The organism is Thermococcus aegaeus, from assembly GCF_055393685.1.
On record NZ_AP042464.1, the window covers coordinates 1771186 to 1793945 of the forward strand.

The window sequence follows — 22760 nt, forward strand, 5'->3', positions numbered from 1 at the left end:
TCCTTTCAAATTTTCAGCACCCTAGAAGAGCGCTGAATTTAGTTCTTTTAGAGGTTTATAAAGGTTTGCATTTTGTTTTGACCATGTACAATGGTAATGATCTAAGTAATTAAAAGTTTCCCAGTGTCTATTATTGTGCGGCATAGCTTATAATTTTGCAGAAAAAAACGCTTTTCTACATAACCTTTGGTTAAAAACAAGGCTTTTTATACCTTTATTGTTAATTTAGACTTTTACAAAAGCCTTTTAAAAGAAACTGCTGAAATCCATATCGATAAAAGCAAAAAATGGTGAGAATTGGAGTTTAAATTGAAATTCGGGGTGGGAAAAATGAGTTTCATTGTTGCATTTATATGGTCGCTCGTGCTCTGGCTTGTACTTACGGCAGGTACCAATGGAATGCTCTGGAGCATGGAAGAGGTGATAGCAGGGCTTATATTTGCCATGATAATCGGATTTTCAACAAGGAACATCGTAGGAGAAAAAACACAGAGATTTCTAAATCCAATAAAATGGCTTGAATTTATTGTCTATGCCTTGGGTCCCCTCTTCTGGGGAATGGCAAAAGCAAATTTAGACGTTGCTTACAGAGTAATTACCGGAAAAATAAAACCCGGGATTGTTAGAGTACCTGTTGATCTTGAAAATGAGGCTCAGTATACGATATTAAGCAATTCAATTACTCTCACTCCTGGAACTTTGACTGTAGATGCTTGTCCAGAAGAAAAAGCTCTCTACGTTCATTGGATTTATGCAAAAGAAGAAGAGCCAGAAAGCTCCGAGTCTGTCGCTGGTTCTTTTGAAAAATGGGCAAGGAGGTTAGGAAAATGATTTTCGCTGAATTTTTCTATGGAGCGATGGCAATTGCCCTTGGGGCGTTTATAACTTTGATTCGCATCATGCTTGGTCCTAGTGTTCCTGATAGAGTTGTTGGCGTTGACACACTAAACACGCTTGTTGTAGCTGGAATGATTCTCCTAGGGGCAGCTTACGACAGAGTAATCTATATCGATATAGCCATAGTCTATGCCTTGCTCAGCTATATTGGAACTTTGGTAATTGCCAAGTATCTCCAGGGGGGATTGGAATGATCAAAAGTATAATCTACGTTTTTCTGGCAATTAGCATTACATTCAACTTACTTGGGAGCTTTTCACTTCACAGATTCCCTGATGTTTATACCCGACTGCATGGGGCCACAAAGTGCACAACTTTTGGGACAATATTTGCTGTTTTGGCTGTAGTTGTTCATGCGATTTGGCAGATAAAGGAAACAGGGGATCCAAAGTATCTTCAAATGGCTCTTCACAGCTTGGTTGCTCTGATAGCTTTGATGCTCACAAACCCAACGGGAGCTCATGCAATAGCGAAAGCTGCACATTTGAGCGGTTATAAGCCAGCAAAAGCTGTTATCGATGCATATGAGGGGAAGTTAAGAGGTGAAGGGACATGAACGTATTGACCGTTGATATGGCTATTCAGGCAGGGCTGCTTATTGGAATACTGCTCTCCTCATACTGGATGATAACTACAAGAGATCTGCTTTCAGCGGCATTAGCTTCTGCAGCTATGAGCCTCCTTCTTAGTTTGGAATTCTATATGCTCCATGCACCAGATGTTGCTATAGCAGAAGCAGCTGTTGGGGCAGGTGTTGTTACTGCAATAGTTGTTTATGGAATCTCAAAAACCGAGAGATGGGAGCGTGAGGGTCCATGAGAAAGACATTTGGGGCATTATCCCTGCTCTTCATATTTGGAATGTTGCTCTTAATCGCCAATCCAAATTATGGCTTAAAATTTGGATTAGGGGGAGAAGACTGGCAAAAATATCGCTATACCGACCAGTATTACATAGATCACGGCGTTGAAGAGGTGGGGGGAACCAACGTTGTTACTGACATAGTCTTTGATTATAGAGGTTATGATACTCTTGGAGAAGCAACAGTTCTCTTCACCTCAATAGCAGGAGCTGTTGCATTGCTTAGAAAATGGAGGGAGGAAAATGAGGAGTGACATGGGACTTATAGTCAAAACAATGGCGAGGGCTACGATACCGCTCATTGGGATTTTTGGAGCTTACGTGATCTCTCATGGTCATCTAACACCCGGTGGAGGTTTTCAGGGTGGGGCAACAATCGCTGGGGCAGGGATATTATTCCTTATAGCATTTGGAATCAACGAAGCCAAGGAAAAGATAAACAAAAGCTTATACTCTGCCCTTGAAGGATTAGGAGGATTAGTTTTTTTAGCAGCTGGCATGCTTGGCCTTGGCGTAGCATTCTTCTACAACGCACTATGGCATAATGGCCCAATTTTCAATGGAGAACCCGGTACGCTTCTCTCAGCAGGTTACCTACCAATAATGAACTTGGCTGTAGGCCTAAAGGTCTATACCGGTCTGGTGAGTGCTGTTTTCGCAATGGCTCTTTTCAGGAGGTGGAGGAAGTGATACCTCTCCAATTTGTTACGGCATTCTTAATGATTTTCATGGGTGTTTATGCGTTCTTGTACAAAAGGAACCTCATTAAGCTAATCTTGGCCCTTAATTTAATTGATGCGGGTATACATCTCCTGTTAATAAGCCTCGGATATAGATTAGAAAACGGCCTCCTTCCTACTGCACCCATCTACACTGGATATGAAACGTTAAAGGGGACTCCAATGGTTGGCCCGATACCACAGGCTTTAGTGCTCACGAGCATAGTAATTGGGGTTTGTGTCCTTTCATTAGCAATGGCATTAACAATAAACGCTTACAGACACTATGGGACACTTGACGTTAACAAGTTAAGGAGGTTGAGAGGATGACGCTCCCGTTTCTGATTATACTTCCATTATTTGGAGCATTTTCAATGCCAATAATTAGTTTGCTCGGAAAGAAGCTCAAGGAATATTGGGCAGTTATCATCAGCGGCGCTACGTTTGCAGTTGCCGCTAAAGTATTTTACACAGTATGGAGAAACAATGAAATCCTTCTTTATACCCTCGGAAGCGATAATCCAATTGGTCGGGGAGTGAATTTCCCAATCAGGATTGTGTGGGAGGTAGACTTATTTGGAGCACTTTTGGCATTAACAATAACTTTTGTGGGCTTTTTGGCAATAATTTATTCTCTCGGATATATGAAGCATGACACTGGCTTAGAGAAGTACTACACTTTAGTGCTTGTTTTGGAACTGGGAATGCTGGGAATTGTTATCACAGGTGATATTTTCAACTTCTACGTATTTTTGGAGATAATGAGCATTGCAAGCTATGCTCTAGTCGCCTTCAGAAACGACACATGGGAAGGAATTGAAGCGGGAATTAAGTACATGTTCGTTGGTTCATTAGCAAGTTCCTTTATTCTCTTGGGCATTGCCTTGCTTTATGGTCAGTATGGAACGCTTACAATGAGTTATCTTGCCATAAAAATAGCCGAAAATCCAACACTTGTGGCAAAAGTTGCTTTGGCTTTCCTTATTGGGGGACTGCTCTTTAAGAGCGGTGCGGTTCCGGTTCACATGTGGTTGGCTGATGCACACCCGGCAGCTCCAAGTTCAATTAGTGCTATGCTCTCAGGTTTAGTTATCAAAGCTGGTGGAGTTTACGCTATAGCGAGGATAATATTCAGCATTTTCAACCCCGGATTGCATACATACCTGAGAACATTCAATGCTCCCTCAATCGATATGAATGTAATTGGCTGGGTTATAGTGTTCTTTGCTTGCCTAACACTTCTTGTCGGAAATGCCATGGCAGTTGTGCAGACTGACATGAAGAGGCTTTTTGCCTTCTCAAGCGTGGGCCAAATAGGGTATATTCTGCTTGGAATTGGGATTGGAACTTTAGCATATGGCACTGAGGCAGGAGAATTGGCGCTGGCTGGGGCGATATACCACATAGTGAATCATGCATTGATAAAGGCTCTGCTCTTCCTTGTGGCTGGAGCGGTTATCCATCAGGTAGGAACAAAGAACCTCAATGAATTGAGCGGACTGGCAAAAAGAATGCCGTTAACGACGTTCTCCTTTATAGTAGGAGCCGCCGCAATAATCGGTCTTCCACCGCTAAATGGGTTTGCTAGCAAGTGGATCATTTACGAAAGCTCTGCCATGTATAATCCAATCCTCGCTGCTATTGCTGTTGTTGGCACGGTGTTTTCTCTTGCTGCATATACCAGAGTGCTCTTCACGTTCTTGGGCGGGGAGAGTGAGAGGGTAAGGGACGCAAAAGAACCAGAAAAGGGCATGATAGTTCCAATGATAATTTTAGTGGCGGCAATAATTGTAATGGGACTTCTTCCGTGGCAGATAAGCGACAAAATAATGATACCAGCTGCAAAAATGCTTGAACAACTCAATGGTGAGTACGTACTTGCTCTCTTAAAATTCATTGGAGGTGCATGAAATGTTCGGTTATTGGGATGCTCTCTATTTCATTTATGCTTTCTTCATCGGTTTGTTGATTAGCTACTTGCTCATGAAGTGGGCAGAAAAAGTTAGTATGGGCACTAGAAGGACAGGAGATGGAACGAAGGTTTACATTAGCGGTGAGGATCAGGATAAAGTCATTCCTCATTTTGAGCATCTTAGGGGTCATTTCACAGGAAGACATGTAATGTGGGGCTTGATAAGAGGAGCTCATAGAATGTTTTTGGTGTTTAGAAGGGAACACACTGGCCTGCTTACGGATTACGTTGCATATCTCTTGGTCACTATAGCAATAGTGCTTGGAGCGCTTGTCATTGGGGGGTGAAACTATGAGTGAGAGAGAAATGCTTGAGAAAAGAATATCAAAGCTCTGTAAGTATCTTGGAAGATCACCGTGGGTATTTCACGTTAACAGCGGCTCATGCAATGGATGCGACATTGAGATAATAGCCGCTCTCACCCCTAGATACGATGCGGAGAGATTCGGGGTAAAGCTTGTTGGAACACCAAGACATGCCGACATCTTGCTGGTAACTGGCCCCATTACAGATCAAAGCCTTGAGAGAGTTAAATTGATATATGAGCAAACTCCGGATCCAAAAGTTGTTGTTGCTGTAGGAGCATGTCCTACCGGTGGTAGTGTGTTTTTTGAAAGTCCCTTTACAAATGCCCCCTTAGACAAACACATCCCAGTGGATGTTTTTGTTCCAGGGTGTCCACCTAGGCCGGAGGCAATACTCTATGGTGTGGTTTTAGGATTGGAAAAACTCATAAAAAAGATAGAAGGTGAGAAAGAATGACTCCTGAAGAGTTCTTAGAGATAATTTTAACAAAATTCCCTGATGTCAAGGGAGAAGTTCGTGAGAACAAACTTCCCCATCCGAGAAAGAGGGTTTGGATAAACGTCGAGAGAGAGAACTTCAAAGACCTTATGAAGCTTATAAAGGAGATTGACCCAAAAGCACAGTTTTCCATAATAATAGCCAGGGATGGAGGGGATTATTTAGAGGCTAAATATCATCTTGAACTATTTTATGAGCAGACTCCGAGTATTTCCCTTATAGTGGGAACTAAATGCCCCAAAGATGATCCAAAACTTCCCACTGTTACGGACGTGTTTCCGAGTGCACTTCCCTATGAGAGAGAGGTTCAGGAGTTTTTGGGATTGTTCTTTGAGGGAATACCCGACCCAAGGAAACTGTTTTTACCAGAAGACTTTCCAGAGGGTGTTTATCCTTTAAGGAAAGATGAAAGAGGTATCAGCGGTGAAATGATAAAGAATGCAGGCCATCCTTACAAAATGAAAAAGGAGGGTTAAAAATGGAGAATAGAGTAGAATATTGGGTTAAAATCCCAATTGGTCCCATTCACCCAGCACTTGAAGAGCCTGAAAAGTTCATCATTACCCTAGATGGTGAAAGAATAGTAAACGTTGATGTAAAGCTGGGATATAACTTGAGAGGAGTAGAATGGATTGGCATGAGAAGAAATTACATCCAGATACTTTACCTTGCTGAAAGAATGTGCGGGATATGTTCCTTTTCTCACAACTATACGTATTCTAGGGCAGTCGAAGAAATGGCTGGGATAGAAGTACCGGAAAGAGCCGAGTATATAAGGGTGATAATTGGAGAGCTGGAAAGAATCCACTCTCATTTGCTCAATCTTGGAGTTGTAGGGCATGCTATAGGTTATGACACTGTTCTTCACCTAAGCTGGCTTGCTAGAGAAAGGGTTATGGATATCTTGGAGGCAATAGGAGGGAACAGAGTAAACTACGCTATGAACACGATCGGAGGCGTGAGGAGGGATATAGAGGATAGGCACAAAAGGGCAATTCTGGAGATGATAAAATACTATCGGGAGGAGGTCATGCCAAAGATCGAGGAGATATTTCTCTATGATCCAACTGTTGAAGCTAGGCTCAGGGATGCAGGAGTTATACCCAAGAGGATAGCTATTGAGTACAGCGCTCAAGGTCCAACAGCAAGAGGAAGCGGGGTTGAGAAGGACGTCAGATACAATGAACAGCTCGGAGTCTATCCGGATTTGGGAATTAAACCAATAACTCCAAAGGAGTTCACAGGGATAATCAAAGGGGATGTGTTTGATAGAATGGTCGTCAGAGTTGGAGAACTGTGGCAGAGCATGGAACTCATAGAGAGGGCTTTAGACCAAATGCCGGAGGGGAAAATAAAGGCATTTCCAAAGGATAACGTAACTTTGATCCGGCTTAAAAAGGCAGAAGGTGAAGGTGTTGGCAGATATGAAGCTCCAAGAGGAGAGCTCATTCACTACGTAATGGCCAACCCCGGAAGTGAAATTCCGGAAAGGTGGAAAATGAGGGAGCCTACTTTTCCAAACCTCTTTGCAGTTGCAAGGGCACTAGTGGGAGAACAGCTTGCTGATGTGCCAGTTGCAATCGCATCGATAGATCCTTGTCTAAGCTGTACGGATAGAGTAGCTGTTATAGATGCTAAAACTGGCAAGAAAAAAGTTCTTACAGAAAAAGATCTTCTCAGAGCTTCAATTGAGAAAACGAGAGAGATAAATCCAAACATAAAAGCAAAACCGGAGCCAGTTGGAAGTGCTTGTGGGGGTGTTAAGTTATGAACATCGTTTATCTGACCCTTGGATTGATAGCAATTTACCTTTACGTCTCCTTTGCTTCTCTCCTTTGGGAGGGATTGGATAGAAAGTTGGTTGCGAGAATGCAAAGGCGAATGGGTCCTCCAATACTTCAGCCGTTTTATGACTTCCTAAAGCTGGTAAGTAAGGAGTCCATAATCCCAAGAGATGCCAACAGGCTCTTTGAAATTGCCCCAATGTTAGCATTAGCATCTTCAATAGCCCTCTTAGCTTACACCCCTCTTGGATTTGAGCCAATCTTGGCCACGAAGGGGGATGTGATAGTTTTCATTTACTTACTTGCTCTCATTGGCTTTGTGAGGGTAATTGGTGCCGTTAGCTCAGGCTCTCCGTATGCACAGATTGGAGCTCAGAGGGAGATCATCATGTTAGCTTCCAGGGAAGTGCCTATGATGCTAGGGCTCTTTGCAATTCTCTGGCGTTTAAGCAAGCTTGGAGTTGAAAAACCTTTCAGCTTGGGGACGTTTTATCAATATAACATCTGGGAAATTGGTACCCCCTTGACGATAGTTGGTACATTTGTCCTTCTCATGGTGTTCCTGCTCTGGCTTGCAAGCGAGATTGAAGTTGGTTATTTCAACATTCCGGAGGCAGAAACAGAAGTTGCAGAAGGGCCTATGGCAGAATACAGCGGAAGACACCTAGCATTATTCAAGCTAAGCAGTGCTTTGAAAGAATTCGCAAGTGCTAGTTTGGTCGTGGCCATCTTTTTCCCATGGGGCATAAGCGGATACATTGGTTTAACCGGCATCGCGGCAGTAGTTCTTGATGTGGTATTCCACACGCTTAAAGTTTTTGCAGTGCTTTTTGTGAGTATGAGTATATTTAGAGCTATAACTGGAAGACTCAGGGTTACACAGGCAGTCAGCATGTTTTGGGGCAAGATTCTTCCAATGAGTTTAATTGGAGTGTTGTTGTTGGTTATAGACGTTCTGGGGGTGATTGCATGAAGATTCCCCCAACTCTTTCCGTAGTCCTAAGCAACCTCTTCAAAAAGCCTGCAACAAATCCATTTCCTCAAGGCGATCCGGTTCCAACTCCAGAAGGGTTTAGGGGAAAACTAATTTATCATGTGGATAAGTGTATAGGATGTAAGCTCTGTATTACCGTTTGTCCAGCGGGAGTGTTTGAATACGTGCCGGAACTCAAAAAGGTGACTCTCTGGCTGGGAAGATGTGTCTTTTGCCAACAGTGTGTTGATGTCTGTCCGGTAAATGCATTAGAGATGAGCAGTGAGTTCCTACTTGCAACATACGACAAATACGATGATAACCTCAGATGGCTCAAAGATGAGGAAATTAAAGAAATGCTTGCCAAACAGGGAGGAAAAACAAAGAAATATCGTATAATTGCAGAGAAATGTAAGGGATGTACACTATGTGCCAGAAACTGCCCGCAAAATGCTATTGAAGGTTCACCTGGGAAAGTGCATAAAATTGACTCCAATAAGTGTGTTGGATGTGGTATATGTGCAACGGTATGTCGCTTTGGTGCAATAGAAGAATACGAAGAGTGAACATTATCTCTTTTCTTCTGTTACTTTTATGGTTTTTAGTTAAAAATCTTGCCCATTTATTATCATAGCTTCTAAATTTTTTAACATTACTGAACTTTTTCGAACAATTTTGTACTCTTATGTTCTATTTTATGTAAAGCTTTACTACTTTTATATTTGTCAAATTACATGTTTTTAACCTTTTGTTAAAGAAACGTATTTAATGGATTTTGGACAAGCAGGTAATGGAGATAGTTTGAAATATGCTCTTAAAAGGTTTAAAACCTAAAGTTGAGGTGGGAGAATGCCCTTTACGACATCTTTCCTATGGTCGTTGATTGTGTACCTGATCTTAACAGCAGGTTCCGGTAGTGTTTTACTATGGAGTCCAGCAGAACTAGCAGCTGGAATTATAATAGCAGCTCTCATAGGATATGCAACGAGAAACATAATGGATGAAAGGCTTGATTACTTTTTTAACCCAAAAAGATGGGCGCTTTTCCTGATTTATGCAGTGGGACCGTTCTTTTATGCCATGGCAAGGGCGAACATTGACGTTGCTTATAGAGTTATAACAGGGAAGATAAGGCCAGGAATAGTGAAAATCTCCCCAGGATTAACGAGAGATGAAAGCAGAACCCTTCTTGCAAATTCAATAACACTAACTCCCGGAACGTTTACTCTTGAGATTGACGATGAAGGAAACTTGTACGTCCATTGGATCAATGTTCCACCGGGAAAAGAAAAGCCAACCCCTGAGGAACTTTGTGGATACTTACCAAAATGGGCAAGGAGGATTGCGGAATGACACCTGAAAGTTTGTTTATGGGGGCGATGATACTGCTATTTCTCTCTGCTACACTGACAATGATAAGAATGCTAATCGGTCCAACAATTCCCGACAGAGTTGTAGCATTAGATGCTCTAACAACGACGACTGCTGGTGCTATGGTTCTCTATGGAGTAATTACAGAGCAAGCCGTGATTATTGATGTTGCCCTCGTTTATGCGGTTCTTAGCTATATTGCAACCTTGTACATAGCGAGGTACTTAGTAAAGAAGAAGGTGGGATTGGCATGATAGAGGGACTTTTGGCGATACTTCTTGCAATTGGAGTTGGGTTCAATCTACTGGCCAGCATTGGAATACTGAGATTTCCAGATGTCTACACAAGGATTCACGCTTCGACAAAATGTACGACTTTCGGAACGATTTTCATAGTCCTAGCAACCGTAGTTTACTCGATTTACAGATGGCTTCCAAACCATGACGCAAGGTGGATTACAATAGGAATCCACTCAGCCCTTGTGGTGATATTCTTAGTACTAACAAACCCTGTCGGAGCTCATGCAATTGGTAGAGCAGCTAGAAAATCTGGGATACGACCATATGGTGCTGTAATAGATGAACTGGAGGGATACTATGAGCTTTGAAAACTTCTTCTGGATTCTGCAGGTTTTCATTGCAATTGGATTAATAGGGAGCTCAATAGCCGCCATCAGGTTCAAAAACTTAATTGCTGCTGTAATAGCAATGGCAGTCTTTAGCTTGGCTCTCTCCGTAGAGTTCTACGTTCTTCAAGCGCCAGATGTTGCTATAGCGGAAGCAGGTGTTGGAGCTGGACTTACGACGGCAATGTACCTCCTCGCTATCAGAAACACCACCGATGAGGAGGTGGTAGAATGAGAAGAGCACTGGGATTATTTGCATTCTTATCATTCATAATCTTCCTCCTAGCCGTAGCTATGAGCTTGAGACCTTTTGGAGAGCCGCCTCATGCAGAGATGGACACCTATTTCATAGAGCACGCCCAAGAAGAGGCTTCGGCTAACAACGTTGTTACGAGTGTTGTATTTGACTACAGAGGTTTTGATACTCTGGGAGAAGCAACAGTCCTCTTCACCGCAGTTTCTGGTGTTCTAATGGCATTAAGACACTATGGAGGGAAGGAGAAATGACAACCACAATCATAAGAACAACAACAAAAATTTTAGCACCTTTAATATTGGTATTTGGCTCGTATATCATCCTACATGGTCATCTAACACCCGGTGGAGGTTTTCAGGGTGGAGCCGTATTTGCAAGCGGTTTGGCTTTGCTGATAGTGGCAAACAACAAAGAAAAGGTCAAAGAACTCTTTGATAAGGTTCCGCTAAGTCAGTTAGAAAGCCTTGGAGCTTTGGGATTCTTGGGAATTGGTGCATTAGGCCTCATGGGATACACGTTCTTGAAAAACGTGATTGCAAACAGCGGCTTCCTCTTTGGAGCGCCCACGCCTAAAGGGATTAACCCAGGCTATCTCAATACAGGCGGAACGCTTTCATACCTTAACATCTTCGTGGGAACAAAGGTATTGGCCGGTCTTACAAGCATAGTTCTGATATTCTTCCTTATACTCAGGAGGGAGAAAGATGAATGGTAGCATCTTTGTTAACTTCCCATTTATCGTAGTTGCAGTGTTGCTCGCCCTTGGCTTTTACACAATCGGATTTAAGCGTAACCTTATAAAGGTCGTAATTGGCGTTGAAATCCTTGAAGGGGCAGTGAATATGTTCATTGTGGCATTGGGTTATGTAAAAGGTGGTTACGCCCCAATTTACACGCAAGCACCGCCCGAAGCTGTAGGAAAAATGGTTCTGCCAACTCCACAGGCACTAACCCTTACGAGCATAGTCATCGGGGTTGCTGTATCTGCTCTAATGCTGGCTTTTGCCGTTAACATCTACAGACACTATGGAACCCTCGACGTTACCAAGATAAGGAGGCTGAGAGGATGATCGAGCACTTGCCTGCCTTAATGATTGCCGTTCCCTTATTTGGAGCATTTACAGCACCTCTGTTTAAGAAACACTATAAGGAAGTCTCAATATGGGCAATTATAATAACCGGCATAACCGTAATCCTCTCCCTCCTGCTCGCCAAGAAAGTAGTTACTGAGGGAATAATGGTCTATGTCTTTGGGGCGGACAAGCCAACCCTTGTGTTGCCTTCCGGTTACTCTGTTCCAATAAGGATTATGTTCGAAGTAGACGCCATGAGCGCATTTATGGCAATATCTGCAACGCTGATGAGCTTTATAGGGGCTCTCTACTCCTACAGCCATGTAGAGAGAGAAACAGGTCTGGAAAAGTACTATGCACTGTTAATGCTCCTTGAGGTGGGAATCCTTGGCATGGTGCTCACAGGAGATCTCTTTAACCTCTTCGTGTTCCTAGAAATAGCTGGTATAGCTGGATCGGCATTGGTAGGATTTAGAAACTATCGCGGTGAAGCAAGCGAAGCAGGAATAAAGTACCTCATTGTTAGTGCCGTAGCGTCTTTAATGGTGCTCTTTGCAATAGGTATACTCTATGGACAGTACGGGAATTTAAATCTCGCATACATAGCCAAAAATGTTTCCTTTAACCTAGTTGACATGATTGCACTCGGATTACTCTTTACATCCTTTGCAATGAAATGTGGTGCTGTTCCAATGCACTACTGGGTGCCGGATGCATATACAGAAGTTCCCGCGGGAATAAATCCACCTCTCTTGGTAGCAACTTATGCTAGCCTTTATGCCCTCTTTAGGGTGAGCTTCACGCTTTTTGCAAACGTTGTAATAGACCTAGCAAGGGTAGGATGGATTATGTCTATCCTAGGAGTACTTACAATGTTCATAGGCGTTACAATGGCTCTGGTTCAGAAAGACGTCAAGAGATTAATGAGCTACCACGCTATATCTCAGACTGGCTACATGCTTCTTGGTGTCGGCGTTGGTTTAACAGTTTTACACGACCCTTCAAAGCTTGCTGAGTTCGGAAGAGATGCGATGGCAGGTGGAGTGTTCCACATAATTAATCATATCATCTACAAAAGCTTACTCCTAATGACCGCCGGAGCCCTGTTCTATGTTACGGGAACAAGGAACCTTAATGAGATGGGGGGCTTGGCTAGGAAGATGCCCATAACCACAATAAGCTTCATGGTAGGGGCTGCTGCAATATCCGGCCTTCCGCCGTTTAACGGATTTGCGAGCAAGCTTCTCATATATGAAACATCATACCGGCTTAATCCACTCCTAACAGTATTTGCAATGGTTACCAGTGTTTTAACTCTGGCATCATTCGTTAAGGTATTTGCGTCAGCTTTCCTTGGTCCTCCGCTTGAAAAGTTCGAAAATACAAGAGAGGTTCCCAAACCAATGATAATTGCAATGGTAATTCTAGCAGCGCTTTGTATAATCTTTGGTCTCTTCCCGAACCTAGTACTTGACAAGCTTGTTTATCCGGCAGTTGATGCGTTAATCAACTTTGCTCAATACCACAGCTGGGGTGGTCTGGCATGAGCTTTACACTTACTACCCCTTCAGGATTTTGGAACCCCCTCCTATGGCTGATATTCTTAGCTCTCTTCGGCGTAATAGCCTATCTAATATACTCTAGAGGCAACCCATCCTATAAGAGAGATACTGAACAGATAAAGCCCTATTTGAGCGGTAATCCAGAGCCTACAAAGGAGAAAGTTCAGGTAAAGGCTGGAGACATCTATTGGGGATTCATCGAGGCTTTGAAAGGATACTACAAGGTGCTTCAAGCAATCCACACCGGGGACATGAGGGACTACATTTTGTGGTATCTTGGCATTGGAGCTATAATAACATTCATACTAATTGGAGGGGTGTAATATGGGTAAGTTGACTAATTTTAAGCGCTCTCTTTGGGTTTTTCATGCTTCGGGGGGTTCATGTAACGCATGTGATATCGAAATAGTGGCTGTGCTTACCCCAAGATATGATGCAGAGAGGTTTGGAATAAAGCTCGTTGGTTCTCCAAGGCATGCAGATGTTTTACTTGTCACGGGAGCTATTCCGAGAGACTTTGCTGACAAGCTTAGACGTATCTATGAACAGATGCCAGATCCAAAGGCCGTCGTTGTGATAGGAAACTGCGGGACAACAGGCGGCGTCTTTTATGATTCCTACAACATAGCCGGACCAATAGATGAGATAATACCAGTGGATGTCTACGTTCCTGGATGTCCCCCAAGGCCAGAGGCAATAATAGATGGAATTGTAAAAGCATGGCTCAAAATTGAGAAGCTTGAAAAAGAGCTGGAGGGGAAGGAGAAATGACACTAACCGCTGAAGAAATCCTTGAGAGATTGAAAGAAAAGCTTGGAGATGCGATATTAAACTATGAGGTAAAAGAATACAAAATGGGTGTCAAAAGGCCCAGAAGTTATCAGGAGATCTGGATGGAGATTAACAAGGATGCCTTCAGGAAAGCAGTTGAGGCAATATTTGAAATAGACTATCCACATTTACACTTTATTGCCGGAGAAGACGTTGGTGAAGCAATCAAGATGATATACTCCTTTGGGGTCTTTCACTCCCATCCATGGGGTGAAGTGAGCATAGTAATGAAGTTTGACCTCCCGAAGAGTAACCTTGTCCTTCCCACGATAACGGATCTTATGATTGGTGCAGAAACTAATGAGAGAGAAATCAGAGAAATGCTCGGTATTGAATTTGAGGGGCTTAAGAACAAGAGACACCTCTTTTTGCCTGATGACTGGCCTGAAGGGAAGTATCCATGGAGAAGAGATGAGTATGGAGTTGAAGACATGATTAAACACACCCATAAGAGTGTAAAAGAAATTAGGAAACAAAGGGGTGAGCAGAATGGCTAAAACAACTTATTATGTCCCCATTGGCCCAATTCACCCAGCACTAAAAGAACCAATAAGGGTAGAGGCAGAGGTTGAGGGAGAGAAGATAGTGAAGGTTGATGTTAAGAGGGGCTTTGCGCACAGGGGAATTGAGTATATGGGAATGAAAAGAAACGCAATACAGACACTCTATCTTTCAGAAAGAATATGTGGAATATGCTCGATATCCCACCCATACGCATTTGTCATCGGCAGCGAGAAGGCTCTTGGTATTGAAGCGCCCCCGAGAGCTCAGTACATAAGAACAATAATAGCCGAGCTTGAGAGAATCCACTCACACATCCTATGGCTCGGAGTTATAGCACACGAAATAGGCTTTGACCCACTCCTCTTCTGGACATGGAAGGGAAGGGAAAAGGTCCTCGATGTTCTTGAAGCCATAACGGGCAACAGGATAAACTACTCAATGTACATGATTGGAGGAGTTAGGAGGGATTTGAAAGAGAGTCACATTAAAGCTTTGAGAGACATGATAACCTACTATTGGGAGTTCACAGAGCACATGAAGGAAGTTTTCTTGTCTGATCCGGTTTATAAGGCAAGGACAAGAGGAGTCGCACAGCTTTCAAAGGAAATGGCATTGAAGCTCAATGTAGTTGGGCCAACGGCTAGGGCCGCTGGACTGAGGATGGACGTTAGGCAGGATATTCCATACGACGCTTATGCGGACATGGATATTAAAGCAGTGGTTCCTCAAGACATAGTCGGGGAGGCAAGGGGAGATGCCTACGATATTACAATGGTGAGGCTTTACGAGATTGAGCAGAGTTTAGATATAATAGAATTCTGTCTTGACAACCTTCCAGAAGGAAAGATACTTGCAATTCCAAACTACGTAGCGTTGCTTAATAAAATCAAAAAGACAGAGGGAGAGGCAATTGGAGCACATGAGGCTCCAAGAGGAGAAGTTATTCACTACTTCAAGTACGATGGAACTAGAGACGGCCCTGCAGTCTGGAAGGTCATAGCGCCGAGTTACAACAACATAAATTCGTGGGCACCATTGTTGCTTGGAGCAGAAGTAGCAGATATTCCAGTGGTTGTGGCGTATATAGACCCATGTATGTGCTGTAATGATAGGGTAGCTGTCGTGAGGGATTCAAGCGGTAGGCTTTTAGACTACTCTTATCTGCACAAGAAAGCCGTAGAAAAAACCAAGAAACTTGAAAAAGAACTGGGGGTGAGGAAATGACCCCCGAAACTATTTTTTACGCTATAGGAATGCCAATAATAGGGGTGTTCCTTGGATTGATCTACAAAGGTATTGACAGAAGAGTATCTGCAAGAATGACCTCTAGAATAGGGCCTCCAATAAGGCAACCCTTCTGGGATGTTGGTAAATTACTCCTTAAAGAAACCGTTGTACCGGAAAACGCAGTAAGATGGATTTTCAATGCAATGCCTATCCTAGCATTCGCGTCATCAATGACCCTTCTTCTCTATATCCCATTCGGCATCTTAAAGGCACCCTTAGAAGGATACGGTGATCTGGTAGTTATTTTGTACCTCCTAACTCTTCAGGCACTTGCAATGGCTATTGGAGGATTTGCCTCAGGCAGTCCATTTTCCTCAGTGGGAGCCCAGAGAGAAATGGTTCTAATGATGAGCTATGAAATGCCCTTTGCAATAGTTATAACAGGCTTTGCCCTAATTTACAGGAGTTTTTCATTGAGCACAATAGCCTCTACTCCTGTATGGACTGTTGTGGGCCCACTAGGAGGATTGGGTGTTCTATTACTCTTGATAACCTTCCTATGGGTAACCCCAGCAGAGCTGGCGAAGCTTCCGTTTGATATAGCAGAGGCTGAAACGGAGATAGCAGAAGGTATGCTTGCAGAGTACAGCGGAAGGAACCTTGCCCTGTTCTATCTTTCAGATGCAGTTAGGGGCTTTGCCATGATAGCAATAGAGGTAGTCTTGTTCTTCCCCTTCACACTGAGCTACTTGTTTGGCTTGAATCTTTCGGGAGCGGCTCTCTATATAGCCGAGGGGCTTTGGTTCCTCTTCAAAGTCCTGATATTTTACATTCTAGCAGTGACGCTGGTCAGGACATCCTTTGCGAGGTTCAGGATAGAGCAGGCATCAAGGATCTTTTGGGTATATGTGAACATAATAGCCCTTCTTGGACTGGTGTTGATATGGGCGGAGGTGATGTGAAATGCCAACAAAAGCAATGTTCCTAATGATAAAACAGATGCTTCAGAGACCATTCACAAATCCATTCCCGGTAAAGCACGCTCCAAAAGATGTAACATCGCTTGTTGAGAAGATCCAAAAAGGAGAAGTAAAGATATATCCCCCCGTTCCTGTTCCGGAAGGATTCAGAGGAAAGCTACACTACGATCCCGAGAGATGCATTGGGTGCAGGCTTTGTATAATGGTATGTCCTGCAAATGCCATGGAGTGGATTCCAGAGCTTAGAAAAATAAGGCACTATGTCTCCCGTTGTATGTTCTGTGCCCTCTGTGTGGACGTATGTCCAGGTAAAAAGTTTCCAGGAGAAGAAAAGGCTGTAAAAGCCCTATCTATGAGTGACGAATTTCTCATTGCCGACTACGACAAGTACAGTGACAACCTTATAGAAGAACCCCCCGAGGCTAGGGAAAAAGGTATTTAATTACTTTTTTCTTTATTCTTTATCATGATACTTGTGGGGACATGTGGTTTTTGTGAAGCCAAGAAAAGGTATTTTGAAAACTTTAGCACTGTGGAGATTCAGCAAACTTTTTACAAAGTCTTGCAGGAAAAGACTCTCCAAGAATGGAAAAAGGAAGCTCCTGAAGATTTTGTGTTTTCTATTAAAGCATTTCAAGGCATAACACATCCCCCAACCAGCCCCACCTGGAGGCGGAGTAATGTAAAACCATCTGGAGACGTGGGACTGCTAAGACCCACGAAAGAGGTTTTTAAATACTGGGAGCTTACACTTGAAGAAGCTGAGGCGTTAGGGGCAAAATTTATTCTGATTCAGCTTCCTAAAAGCTTTAGAGAAAGTGAGGAAAGCTTTACCAATGCGGAAAGATTTTTTGAGCAGATAGAGAGAAGGAAGTTTAAAATTGCAGTTGAGCTTAGGGGTTGGAGTGAAAAGGGAATAAAGAAATTCGTTGAGGAGTTTGATCTTATCGACGTTGCTGATCCTTTAATTAGAAAGCCCCTCCATAGAAAGAGAATTAACTACTACCGTCTTCACGGAAGTTATCAAGAAGGGAGGATAATATACAAACACAAATACAGTGAGGAAGAGTTAAGGGAGATGGCTAAAAAGATCAAAGAGTGGGATAGAGGAGAGAGTTATGTTTACTTTTAAGGCGAAACTCTTTTAAACTTTGGGATGTAGTAAGGCCTCGGAGAGGCCACCGTAAAACAACCCGATGAGACGAGGGGTTTCACGTTACCACTCCGCTTGGAGTGGTTGACGCCGTAAGGCGTCCTCTAAAAAACCGCCTTTGAGCGGTTAAAAACTCTGGTGGGTGGCCTCTGAAACGATAACCCCAATCCGACTCTGGCCGGTAGGGGTAACGGGCCCAAGACCGGGCCTTCGGGCTGAGCCGAAACCGGCAACGGGAGTAGGCAATGCGCCCGTAAACCGAACCGCCAGTGGCGGGGGGTTAACTCGTTGGAACCCTCGCCGTTCATGGCGGGGAGGAGGTCAGTTCAACAACGTCTGTATGTGCGATGATGCTAAGCGTTTTATTCAAATCCTGGTTTTCTAATTTTTACAACTTCTTTATTAACAATGTTCGGAGGAATTTCCCCTTTAGCGAATGCTATTAAGTTCCTCGCAACCAGCTCTGCCATGCCTTCTCGAGCTTCATGAGTTGCACTGCCTATATGGGGAGTTAAAACAACGTTTTTTAACTTGAAAAGCTCCTTGTTGTAGTATGGTTCTTCTTCAAATACATCTAGGCCTGCTCCGGCAATCCATCCTTCTTTTAATGCTTTGATTAAGGCTTTAGTGTCTATGACTGCACCTCTAGATGTATTTATGAGGACTGCATTGGACTTCATAAGCTTGAGCTCTTTCTCTCCTACCATGTGATAAGTCTCTTTTGTTAGGGGAACGTGAAGGCTTATAAAGTCACTCTCTTTCAAAAGGGTCTCAAACTCCACATACTCTGCACCAATCTCTTTTTCTGCCTCGATTTTACGTGTTCTTGAGTAGTAGATGATTCTCATCCCAAACCCTTTGGCTCTCTTTGCAAGGGCCTGACCAATTCTTCCAAAACCCACTATTCCTAGAGTCTTTCCTTTCAGCCCATGTCCTAAGAGCATTAACGGATGCCAGCCAACTTCACTTTGTTTCCATTCTCCACTCCGTACAAAGGCATCAGCCTCTACAATCCTCCTTGCCACTGCTAAGAGAAGAGCAAATGCAAGATCTGCTGTCGCATCCGTAAGAACCCCAGGGGTGTTTGTAACGTATATCCCTCTTTTTGTGGCCTCTTCTATGTCTATGTTATCGTAACCAACGGCATACTGGGCTATTATCTCCAACTTTGAAGCGTGCTCTAATAGTTCCTTATCTACTTTGTCTGTTACAAGGGTCACTAAAGCATCAGCCTCTCTGACTTTCTTTAAGAGCACTTCTCGTGGAGGTGCCTTTGGATCTTCCCAGACTTCTATTTCATAAAATTCTTCAATCATCTTAATTCCATTTTCCGGAATTTGTCGGGTTATGAACACCTTAGGTTTCATGATATTCCCCCTTCTAAGATAGCAGTCAAAACGTATAAATATCTTTATGAAGATTAATTAACGGTGATGTGGATGGACTATACTAAATACCTAGCTGGAAGGGCAAATTGGATTAAGGGTTCAGCTTTAGCCGAGGTCATGAAAAAGGCATCGGAACTTCAAAAGAAAGGAATAAAGTTAATTTCTCTCGCAGCTGGGGATCCAGATCCAGAGTTAATTCCAAGGGCTGTTCTTGGGGAAATAGCGAAAGAAGTTCTTGAAAATGAGCCAAAATCCGTTATGTATACTCCAGCAAATGGAATTCCAGAGCTTAGAGAAGAATTGGCAGCATTTTTGAAAAAACATGATCATTTGGAAGTTTCTCCGGAAAACATCGTTCTTACAATAGGTGGAACGGGGGCGTTAGATCTTCTCGGAAGGGTTTTGATAGATCCAGGAGATGTCGTGATAACAGAGAACCCGTCGTATATAAATACCTTGCTGGCATTTGAGCAGTTAGGAGCCAAAATTGAGGGAGTCCCAGTTGATAATGAGGGCATGAAAGTTGATTTGTTGGAAGAGAAAATAAAGGAGCTTAAAGCTAAGGGACAGAAAGTTAAATTCATCTATACCATCCCAACCGGTCAGAATCCCATGGGAATCACAATGAGCATGGAACGCAGGAGGGCACTACTTGAGATTGCGTCTAAATACGATCTCCTAGTAATTGAGGATACCGCTTATAATTTTATGAGGTATGAAGGAGGAGAAATAGTGCCTTTAAAGGCTCTAGACGATGCGGGAAGAGTCATAGTGGCGGGAACGCTCAGCAAAGTTCTTGGAACAGGGTTCAGAATTGGATGGATAATAGCTGAGGGAGAAATCCTCAAAAAGGTTCTTATGCAAAAACAGCCAATTGACTTCTGTGCTCCAGCTATTTCCCAATACATTGCCCTGGAATACTTAAAGAGGGGCTATTTTGAGAAATATCATTTGAAAGGAGCACTACTTGGTTATAAAGAAAAGAGGGATATCATGCTGAAGGCTCTAGAGGAAAACCTGCCGGATGCAGAATTTACAAGACCGATAGCGGGAATGTTTGTTATGTTATTTTTACCAGAAGGTGCAGACGGAATATCCTTTGCCGGTGAGCTGATGGAAAAGAAAGGGGTTGTGGTGGTACCAGGAAAGCCATTCTACACAGATGACAGTGGAAGGAACGCTATAAGGCTTAACTTCTCAAGGCCAAGCAAGGAGGATATCCCAGTAGGGATTAAAAAGCTTGCCGAGCTGTATAAAGAAAAGTTCCACACGTGATCTCTTTTCTTGTTTCTTTTTTGTTTCTGGTATTTAGAAGAGCTTTTGGTGCGGGGGCGGGGATTTGAACCCCGGAACCCCTACGGGACGGGACCCTCAATCCCGCGCCTTTGACCAGGCTCGGCAACCCCCGCAAGAGCGCCGTTTATTTGTCTTCTTAGTTTGTTTATAAATTTTTCTGTCCCCTTTAACCGAAAGGTTTATAAATAGCCTTCAATCCTTATTGGATTGGGCGTGGGCCGGTAGCTTAGCATGGTTAGAGCGGCGGACTCTTAATCCGCAGGTCGGGGGTTCAAATCCCCCCCGGCCCGCCAAATAGGCTCTTCTATAAGGAGTTTATGTTCCAAAAAATTTATGTATGATGCTAGGTTAATTAAACTGGATAGTTAATAAACTGGAGGAGATGTTCAATGCAGCCTCATGAATTCAAGATAAATGAAGATGGTTTGAGAGCGGTTCTGCCTCCAATGGAAGCTGAGATAATGGAGTACATGTGGAAAGTGAAAGTTGCAACGGCCGGAGAGGTCTATGAATATCTAAAAGAGAAGCATGAGAACTTAAGACGTTCCACAGTTAGCATACTAATGAACAGGCTTTGTGAAAGGGGACTGTTAAAAAGGAGTGTGGATACAGGAAGGGGAGGAATGAGATACGTCTACAGTGTGGCTACGAGTAAAGAGGAGTTCGAGAAGAAAGTTGTGGAGAGCATTTTGAATGCGCTCATGAGCAATTTTAAGGAGGCAACCGTTGCATACCTTTCAAAGATAAAGAAGTGATAACGGATGCTTAAACTTATATTCCTTGCCCAGGTGTTGATTACACTTTTGTACTTAGGAAAACTCGGTCTGTTATTTGTGATTGGGATATTCCTTATTCTCAGTGGACTGTACCTGTGGACCGTTAAGAGCTCCCTAAAGAAAAAACAAAGGAAGCTTTCCTATGAAGATCTTCCATGGCTCTATGATGGGATAATGAGAATGGCAAATAAGGCTGGAATAGCAACTCCTGAAATTTACCTACTGGATGATTATATACCAAATGCTTACTCTTTTAGAAATTCGATTGTACTTTCCATGGGTTTGTTTGAGGTTCTCGATGAAGAAGAAATCCTCGCAGTTGCGGCTCATGAGATAGGCCATATAAAAAATGGGGATACCCTACTCTTCCCGCTCATTTCTTATGGGAGATATCTCATGCTCGCTATGGCCCTTTTGAATTTCCTAGTTTCTGGAAACACCTTGGTTTCATTGGCTTCCTTCATGTTTTACCTTCTTTATGAGGTTCGTAGGTCTGATTACCTAAAACAGAGAGAATTTAAAGCTGATGAAACTGCATTGCGCTTAATACCTGTTCCATTGGCCCTAAAGAAAGCTCTTGAAGAACTCAAGTACTACGAGGACTTGAGGATCGAAGTTAAGGAATCTGCGCTACCCTCTATAGAGCCGAAGATAGAGAGATCTCATCAAAAATCGCTCTTTGAAACACATCCAAGCTATGAAGAGAGGATATGGAGAATTATGGCTGAAGTTGAAGCTATGACCCTCAGGGAGAGGATTTTCAACTGATCAAAAATTCTTTTAACCCCTTTGCTTCTTTTTTATTAGGTGGTATCATGGAAGTAGAGATAGTTCTGGATAAAGAGCGAGCGGACCATATAAAGAAAATACGTCCCACAAAAGATGAATATTTCATGCTCATTGCAAAGCTCGTGAGTCTAAGAGCCACATGTCCTAGACTTAGAGTTGGAGCAGTTGCTGTGAAAGACGGCTACATTTTGGCAACGGGCTATAACGGGGCTCCAAGGAATATGGATCACTGTATAGATGTGGGCTGTTTGATAGTGGATGGGCACTGCCATAGAGCTGTTCATGCAGAACAGAATGTCATAGCGATGGCCGCTAGAAAGGGAATAAGTCTTGAAGGGGCCACACTTTATGTTACCCACTTTCCATGCGACGTCTGCTTTAAATTACTAGTAAATGCAGGAGTTAAGGAGATAGTTTACGAAGAGATGTATCCAAACAAAGCAACTGAGATTTTGCTGAAAGAAGCCCAAGAGAAAGGAATCGTGAAAATAAGACAATTTAAAGTCCCCAAGGAGAGGGTTAAGGTATTCTTGGAAGAGCTTTTTGGAGAGGATTAATCCCTTTCTAGTTTTTCTAGAATTTCCTTGATTTCCCGAAATTCTATCGCAATCTGACGTGTCAGCTCGGTTATCTCCCTCTCGGTTTTGTCTATTGCGATATAAAGCCTGAACAACAGCAGGTAGCTGAGCCCTATAGAGACCACAAACAATGCATCTAGGCCCCTTCCAAGTCCGAGTATGTTTTTTATTGTTAAAGAGATCTCTACAGGCTTCAGGGAGATTATTAGCATTACGAGAAGTAGAACTTCCCAGAATACCAAATCCTGCCAGTCAAGCTCCCTTCTCCCGTACTTTCCAAGTACGTATACCATAAGTGCCAAAATAATGACAACGGCGATGTATTGTACGGCATACATTTT

At 43.1% G+C, this 22760-nt stretch carries 35 protein-coding genes and 2 tRNA genes; 34 read left to right on the forward strand and 3 right to left on the reverse strand.

The genetic code is table 11. The features are described from left to right. The first annotated feature begins 330 nt into the window (after window positions 1-330). The 29 genes from ACZ5NL_RS09660 (at window position 331) to ACZ5NL_RS09800 (ending at window position 17571) form a co-directional block, all read left to right on the forward strand. Window positions 331-831: a monovalent cation/H+ antiporter subunit E gene (locus ACZ5NL_RS09660; protein WP_464842097.1), complete on the forward strand. Its 501-nt coding sequence runs from the start codon at window positions 331-333 to the stop codon at window positions 829-831. After that, window positions 828-1091, forward strand: coding sequence for a cation:proton antiporter (locus ACZ5NL_RS09665; protein WP_004066482.1), 264 nt, complete (start codon window positions 828-830; stop codon window positions 1089-1091). Before ACZ5NL_RS09660 ends, ACZ5NL_RS09665 begins: the two co-directional genes overlap by 4 nt. Further along, complete coding sequence (gene mnhG / locus ACZ5NL_RS09670; RefSeq protein WP_464842098.1) at window positions 1088-1453, forward strand: monovalent cation/H(+) antiporter subunit G; 366 nt, start codon at window positions 1088-1090, stop codon at window positions 1451-1453. Before ACZ5NL_RS09665 ends, mnhG (ACZ5NL_RS09670) begins: the two co-directional genes overlap by 4 nt. Next, the gene (locus tag ACZ5NL_RS09675) at window positions 1450-1716 is read left to right on the forward strand and encodes a DUF4040 domain-containing protein (RefSeq protein WP_004066478.1); all 267 of its coding nucleotides are present in this window, start codon (window positions 1450-1452) and stop codon (window positions 1714-1716) included. The genes mnhG (ACZ5NL_RS09670) and ACZ5NL_RS09675 overlap by 4 nt, the downstream gene beginning before the upstream one ends. Beyond that, window positions 1713-2012, forward strand: a complete 300-nt coding sequence (mbhE, locus tag ACZ5NL_RS09680; protein ID WP_464842100.1) for a hydrogen gas-evolving membrane-bound hydrogenase subunit E — start codon at window positions 1713-1715, stop codon at window positions 2010-2012. The genes ACZ5NL_RS09675 and mbhE (ACZ5NL_RS09680) overlap by 4 nt, the downstream gene beginning before the upstream one ends. Next, entirely contained in the window at window positions 2002-2448 is a 447-nt protein-coding gene (locus ACZ5NL_RS09685; RefSeq protein ID WP_464842102.1) for a Na(+)/H(+) antiporter subunit B, read from the forward strand. The genes mbhE (ACZ5NL_RS09680) and ACZ5NL_RS09685 overlap by 11 nt, the downstream gene beginning before the upstream one ends. Further along, window positions 2445-2807: an NADH-quinone oxidoreductase subunit K gene (locus tag ACZ5NL_RS09690; RefSeq protein ID WP_464842104.1), complete on the forward strand. Its 363-nt coding sequence runs from the start codon at window positions 2445-2447 to the stop codon at window positions 2805-2807. Before ACZ5NL_RS09685 ends, ACZ5NL_RS09690 begins: the two co-directional genes overlap by 4 nt. Further along, window positions 2804-4387, forward strand: coding sequence for a proton-conducting transporter transmembrane domain-containing protein (locus ACZ5NL_RS09695; RefSeq protein WP_464842105.1), 1584 nt, complete (start codon window positions 2804-2806; stop codon window positions 4385-4387). The genes ACZ5NL_RS09690 and ACZ5NL_RS09695 overlap by 4 nt, the downstream gene beginning before the upstream one ends. 1 nt (window position 4388) lies before the next feature. Beyond that, window positions 4389-4736, forward strand: a complete 348-nt coding sequence (locus ACZ5NL_RS09700) for a hydrogenase (protein ID WP_464842106.1) — start codon at window positions 4389-4391, stop codon at window positions 4734-4736. A 4-nt stretch (window positions 4737-4740) separates the two neighbouring features. Continuing rightward, window positions 4741-5211 carry an NADH-quinone oxidoreductase subunit B family protein gene (locus ACZ5NL_RS09705; RefSeq protein WP_464842107.1) on the forward strand — a complete coding sequence of 157 codons (471 nt, stop codon included), beginning with the start codon at window positions 4741-4743 and terminating at the stop codon, window positions 5209-5211. Further along, on the forward strand, window positions 5208-5729 hold the full coding sequence (locus ACZ5NL_RS09710) for an NADH-quinone oxidoreductase subunit C (protein WP_464842108.1): 522 nt from the start codon (window positions 5208-5210) through the stop codon (window positions 5727-5729). The genes ACZ5NL_RS09705 and ACZ5NL_RS09710 overlap by 4 nt, the downstream gene beginning before the upstream one ends. A 2-nt stretch (window positions 5730-5731) precedes the next feature. After that, the gene (locus ACZ5NL_RS09715) at window positions 5732-7024 is read left to right on the forward strand and encodes a hydrogenase large subunit (protein ID WP_464842109.1); all 1293 of its coding nucleotides are present in this window, start codon (window positions 5732-5734) and stop codon (window positions 7022-7024) included. Then, window positions 7021-8010 (forward strand): respiratory chain complex I subunit 1 family protein, encoded by a 990-nt coding sequence (locus tag ACZ5NL_RS09720; RefSeq protein ID WP_464842111.1) that lies wholly within the window; start codon window positions 7021-7023, stop codon window positions 8008-8010. Before ACZ5NL_RS09715 ends, ACZ5NL_RS09720 begins: the two co-directional genes overlap by 4 nt. Next, entirely contained in the window at window positions 8007-8576 is a 570-nt protein-coding gene (locus ACZ5NL_RS09725) for a 4Fe-4S binding protein (protein WP_464842112.1), read from the forward strand. The genes ACZ5NL_RS09720 and ACZ5NL_RS09725 overlap by 4 nt, the downstream gene beginning before the upstream one ends. Before the next feature lie 283 nt (window positions 8577-8859). Further along, window positions 8860-9363 carry a Na+/H+ antiporter subunit E gene (locus ACZ5NL_RS09730; RefSeq protein ID WP_464842113.1) on the forward strand — a complete coding sequence of 168 codons (504 nt, stop codon included), beginning with the start codon at window positions 8860-8862 and terminating at the stop codon, window positions 9361-9363. Between the two features lie 26 nt (window positions 9364-9389). After that, window positions 9390-9635, forward strand: coding sequence for a monovalent cation/H+ antiporter complex subunit F (locus tag ACZ5NL_RS09735; protein ID WP_464842114.1), 246 nt, complete (start codon window positions 9390-9392; stop codon window positions 9633-9635). Then, entirely contained in the window at window positions 9632-9988 is a 357-nt protein-coding gene (mnhG, locus tag ACZ5NL_RS09740; RefSeq protein WP_464842115.1) for a monovalent cation/H(+) antiporter subunit G, read from the forward strand. Before ACZ5NL_RS09735 ends, mnhG (ACZ5NL_RS09740) begins: the two co-directional genes overlap by 4 nt. Next, window positions 9978-10241 carry a hydrogenase subunit MbhD domain-containing protein gene (locus tag ACZ5NL_RS09745; protein ID WP_464842116.1) on the forward strand — a complete coding sequence of 88 codons (264 nt, stop codon included), beginning with the start codon at window positions 9978-9980 and terminating at the stop codon, window positions 10239-10241. Before mnhG (ACZ5NL_RS09740) ends, ACZ5NL_RS09745 begins: the two co-directional genes overlap by 11 nt. Continuing rightward, on the forward strand, window positions 10238-10513 hold the full coding sequence (mbhE, locus tag ACZ5NL_RS09750) for a hydrogen gas-evolving membrane-bound hydrogenase subunit E (protein ID WP_464842117.1): 276 nt from the start codon (window positions 10238-10240) through the stop codon (window positions 10511-10513). Before ACZ5NL_RS09745 ends, mbhE (ACZ5NL_RS09750) begins: the two co-directional genes overlap by 4 nt. Continuing rightward, complete coding sequence (locus tag ACZ5NL_RS09755) at window positions 10510-10977, forward strand: MnhB domain-containing protein (protein WP_464842118.1); 468 nt, start codon at window positions 10510-10512, stop codon at window positions 10975-10977. The genes mbhE (ACZ5NL_RS09750) and ACZ5NL_RS09755 overlap by 4 nt, the downstream gene beginning before the upstream one ends. After that, on the forward strand, window positions 10967-11332 hold the full coding sequence (locus ACZ5NL_RS09760; protein ID WP_042702593.1) for a sodium:proton antiporter: 366 nt from the start codon (window positions 10967-10969) through the stop codon (window positions 11330-11332). Before ACZ5NL_RS09755 ends, ACZ5NL_RS09760 begins: the two co-directional genes overlap by 11 nt. Continuing rightward, window positions 11329-12882, forward strand: a complete 1554-nt coding sequence (locus tag ACZ5NL_RS09765) for a proton-conducting transporter transmembrane domain-containing protein (protein ID WP_464842119.1) — start codon at window positions 11329-11331, stop codon at window positions 12880-12882. The genes ACZ5NL_RS09760 and ACZ5NL_RS09765 overlap by 4 nt, the downstream gene beginning before the upstream one ends. Next, window positions 12879-13220 (forward strand): hydrogenase, encoded by a 342-nt coding sequence (locus tag ACZ5NL_RS09770; RefSeq protein WP_464842120.1) that lies wholly within the window; start codon window positions 12879-12881, stop codon window positions 13218-13220. The genes ACZ5NL_RS09765 and ACZ5NL_RS09770 overlap by 4 nt, the downstream gene beginning before the upstream one ends. A 1-nt stretch (window position 13221) precedes the next feature. After that, window positions 13222-13668 carry an NADH-quinone oxidoreductase subunit B family protein gene (locus tag ACZ5NL_RS09775; RefSeq protein ID WP_464842121.1) on the forward strand — a complete coding sequence of 149 codons (447 nt, stop codon included), beginning with the start codon at window positions 13222-13224 and terminating at the stop codon, window positions 13666-13668. Next, the gene (locus ACZ5NL_RS09780; RefSeq protein ID WP_464842122.1) at window positions 13665-14225 is read left to right on the forward strand and encodes an NADH-quinone oxidoreductase subunit C; all 561 of its coding nucleotides are present in this window, start codon (window positions 13665-13667) and stop codon (window positions 14223-14225) included. The genes ACZ5NL_RS09775 and ACZ5NL_RS09780 overlap by 4 nt, the downstream gene beginning before the upstream one ends. Next, on the forward strand, window positions 14218-15456 hold the full coding sequence (locus ACZ5NL_RS09785; protein ID WP_464842123.1) for a hydrogenase large subunit: 1239 nt from the start codon (window positions 14218-14220) through the stop codon (window positions 15454-15456). The genes ACZ5NL_RS09780 and ACZ5NL_RS09785 overlap by 8 nt, the downstream gene beginning before the upstream one ends. Beyond that, the gene (locus tag ACZ5NL_RS09790; protein WP_464842124.1) at window positions 15453-16421 is read left to right on the forward strand and encodes a respiratory chain complex I subunit 1 family protein; all 969 of its coding nucleotides are present in this window, start codon (window positions 15453-15455) and stop codon (window positions 16419-16421) included. Before ACZ5NL_RS09785 ends, ACZ5NL_RS09790 begins: the two co-directional genes overlap by 4 nt. Window position 16422: 1 nt before the next feature. Then, window positions 16423-16881, forward strand: a complete 459-nt coding sequence (locus ACZ5NL_RS09795; protein WP_464842125.1) for a 4Fe-4S dicluster domain-containing protein — start codon at window positions 16423-16425, stop codon at window positions 16879-16881. A 24-nt stretch (window positions 16882-16905) separates the two neighbouring features. Next, window positions 16906-17571: a DUF72 domain-containing protein gene (locus ACZ5NL_RS09800; protein ID WP_464842126.1), complete on the forward strand. Its 666-nt coding sequence runs from the start codon at window positions 16906-16908 to the stop codon at window positions 17569-17571. 383 nt (window positions 17572-17954) lie between these two features. Here the strand turns inward: ACZ5NL_RS09800 and gyaR are convergent, their stop codons facing one another. Then, a complete protein-coding gene (gene gyaR / locus ACZ5NL_RS09805) occupies window positions 17955-18959 on the reverse strand; it encodes a glyoxylate reductase (RefSeq protein WP_464842127.1) in 1005 nt (334 codons plus the stop codon). A gap of 66 nt (window positions 18960-19025) precedes the next feature. On the opposite strand from gyaR, the gene ACZ5NL_RS09810 reads away from it, so the two are divergent. Further along, the gene (locus ACZ5NL_RS09810; RefSeq protein ID WP_464843470.1) at window positions 19026-20255 is read left to right on the forward strand and encodes an aminotransferase-like domain-containing protein; all 1230 of its coding nucleotides are present in this window, start codon (window positions 19026-19028) and stop codon (window positions 20253-20255) included. Window positions 20256-20301: 46 nt separating this feature from the next. Here the strand turns inward: ACZ5NL_RS09810 and ACZ5NL_RS09815 are convergent. Next, window positions 20302-20389, reverse strand: a tRNA-Leu gene (locus ACZ5NL_RS09815). A 102-nt stretch (window positions 20390-20491) separates the two neighbouring features. Here ACZ5NL_RS09815 and ACZ5NL_RS09820 point away from each other — a divergent pair. From ACZ5NL_RS09820 to ACZ5NL_RS09835, 4 genes are all read left to right on the forward strand, one after another. Then, window positions 20492-20569 (forward strand) — tRNA-Lys (locus tag ACZ5NL_RS09820). 96 nt (window positions 20570-20665) lie between these two features. After that, the gene (locus ACZ5NL_RS09825; RefSeq protein ID WP_087035399.1) at window positions 20666-21031 is read left to right on the forward strand and encodes a BlaI/MecI/CopY family transcriptional regulator; all 366 of its coding nucleotides are present in this window, start codon (window positions 20666-20668) and stop codon (window positions 21029-21031) included. Between the two features lie 6 nt (window positions 21032-21037). Then, window positions 21038-21820 carry a M48 family metallopeptidase gene (locus tag ACZ5NL_RS09830; protein ID WP_464842128.1) on the forward strand — a complete coding sequence of 261 codons (783 nt, stop codon included), beginning with the start codon at window positions 21038-21040 and terminating at the stop codon, window positions 21818-21820. Between the two features lie 47 nt (window positions 21821-21867). Further along, a complete protein-coding gene (locus ACZ5NL_RS09835; RefSeq protein ID WP_464842129.1) occupies window positions 21868-22398 on the forward strand; it encodes a deoxycytidylate deaminase in 531 nt (176 codons plus the stop codon). Here ACZ5NL_RS09835 and ACZ5NL_RS09840 read toward each other — a convergent pair. Further along, entirely contained in the window at window positions 22395-22757 is a 363-nt protein-coding gene (locus tag ACZ5NL_RS09840) for a DUF2304 family protein (protein ID WP_464842130.1), read from the reverse strand. The two genes, ACZ5NL_RS09835 and ACZ5NL_RS09840, sit on opposite strands and share 4 nt — an antisense overlap. Window positions 22758-22760 lie beyond the last annotated feature (3 nt).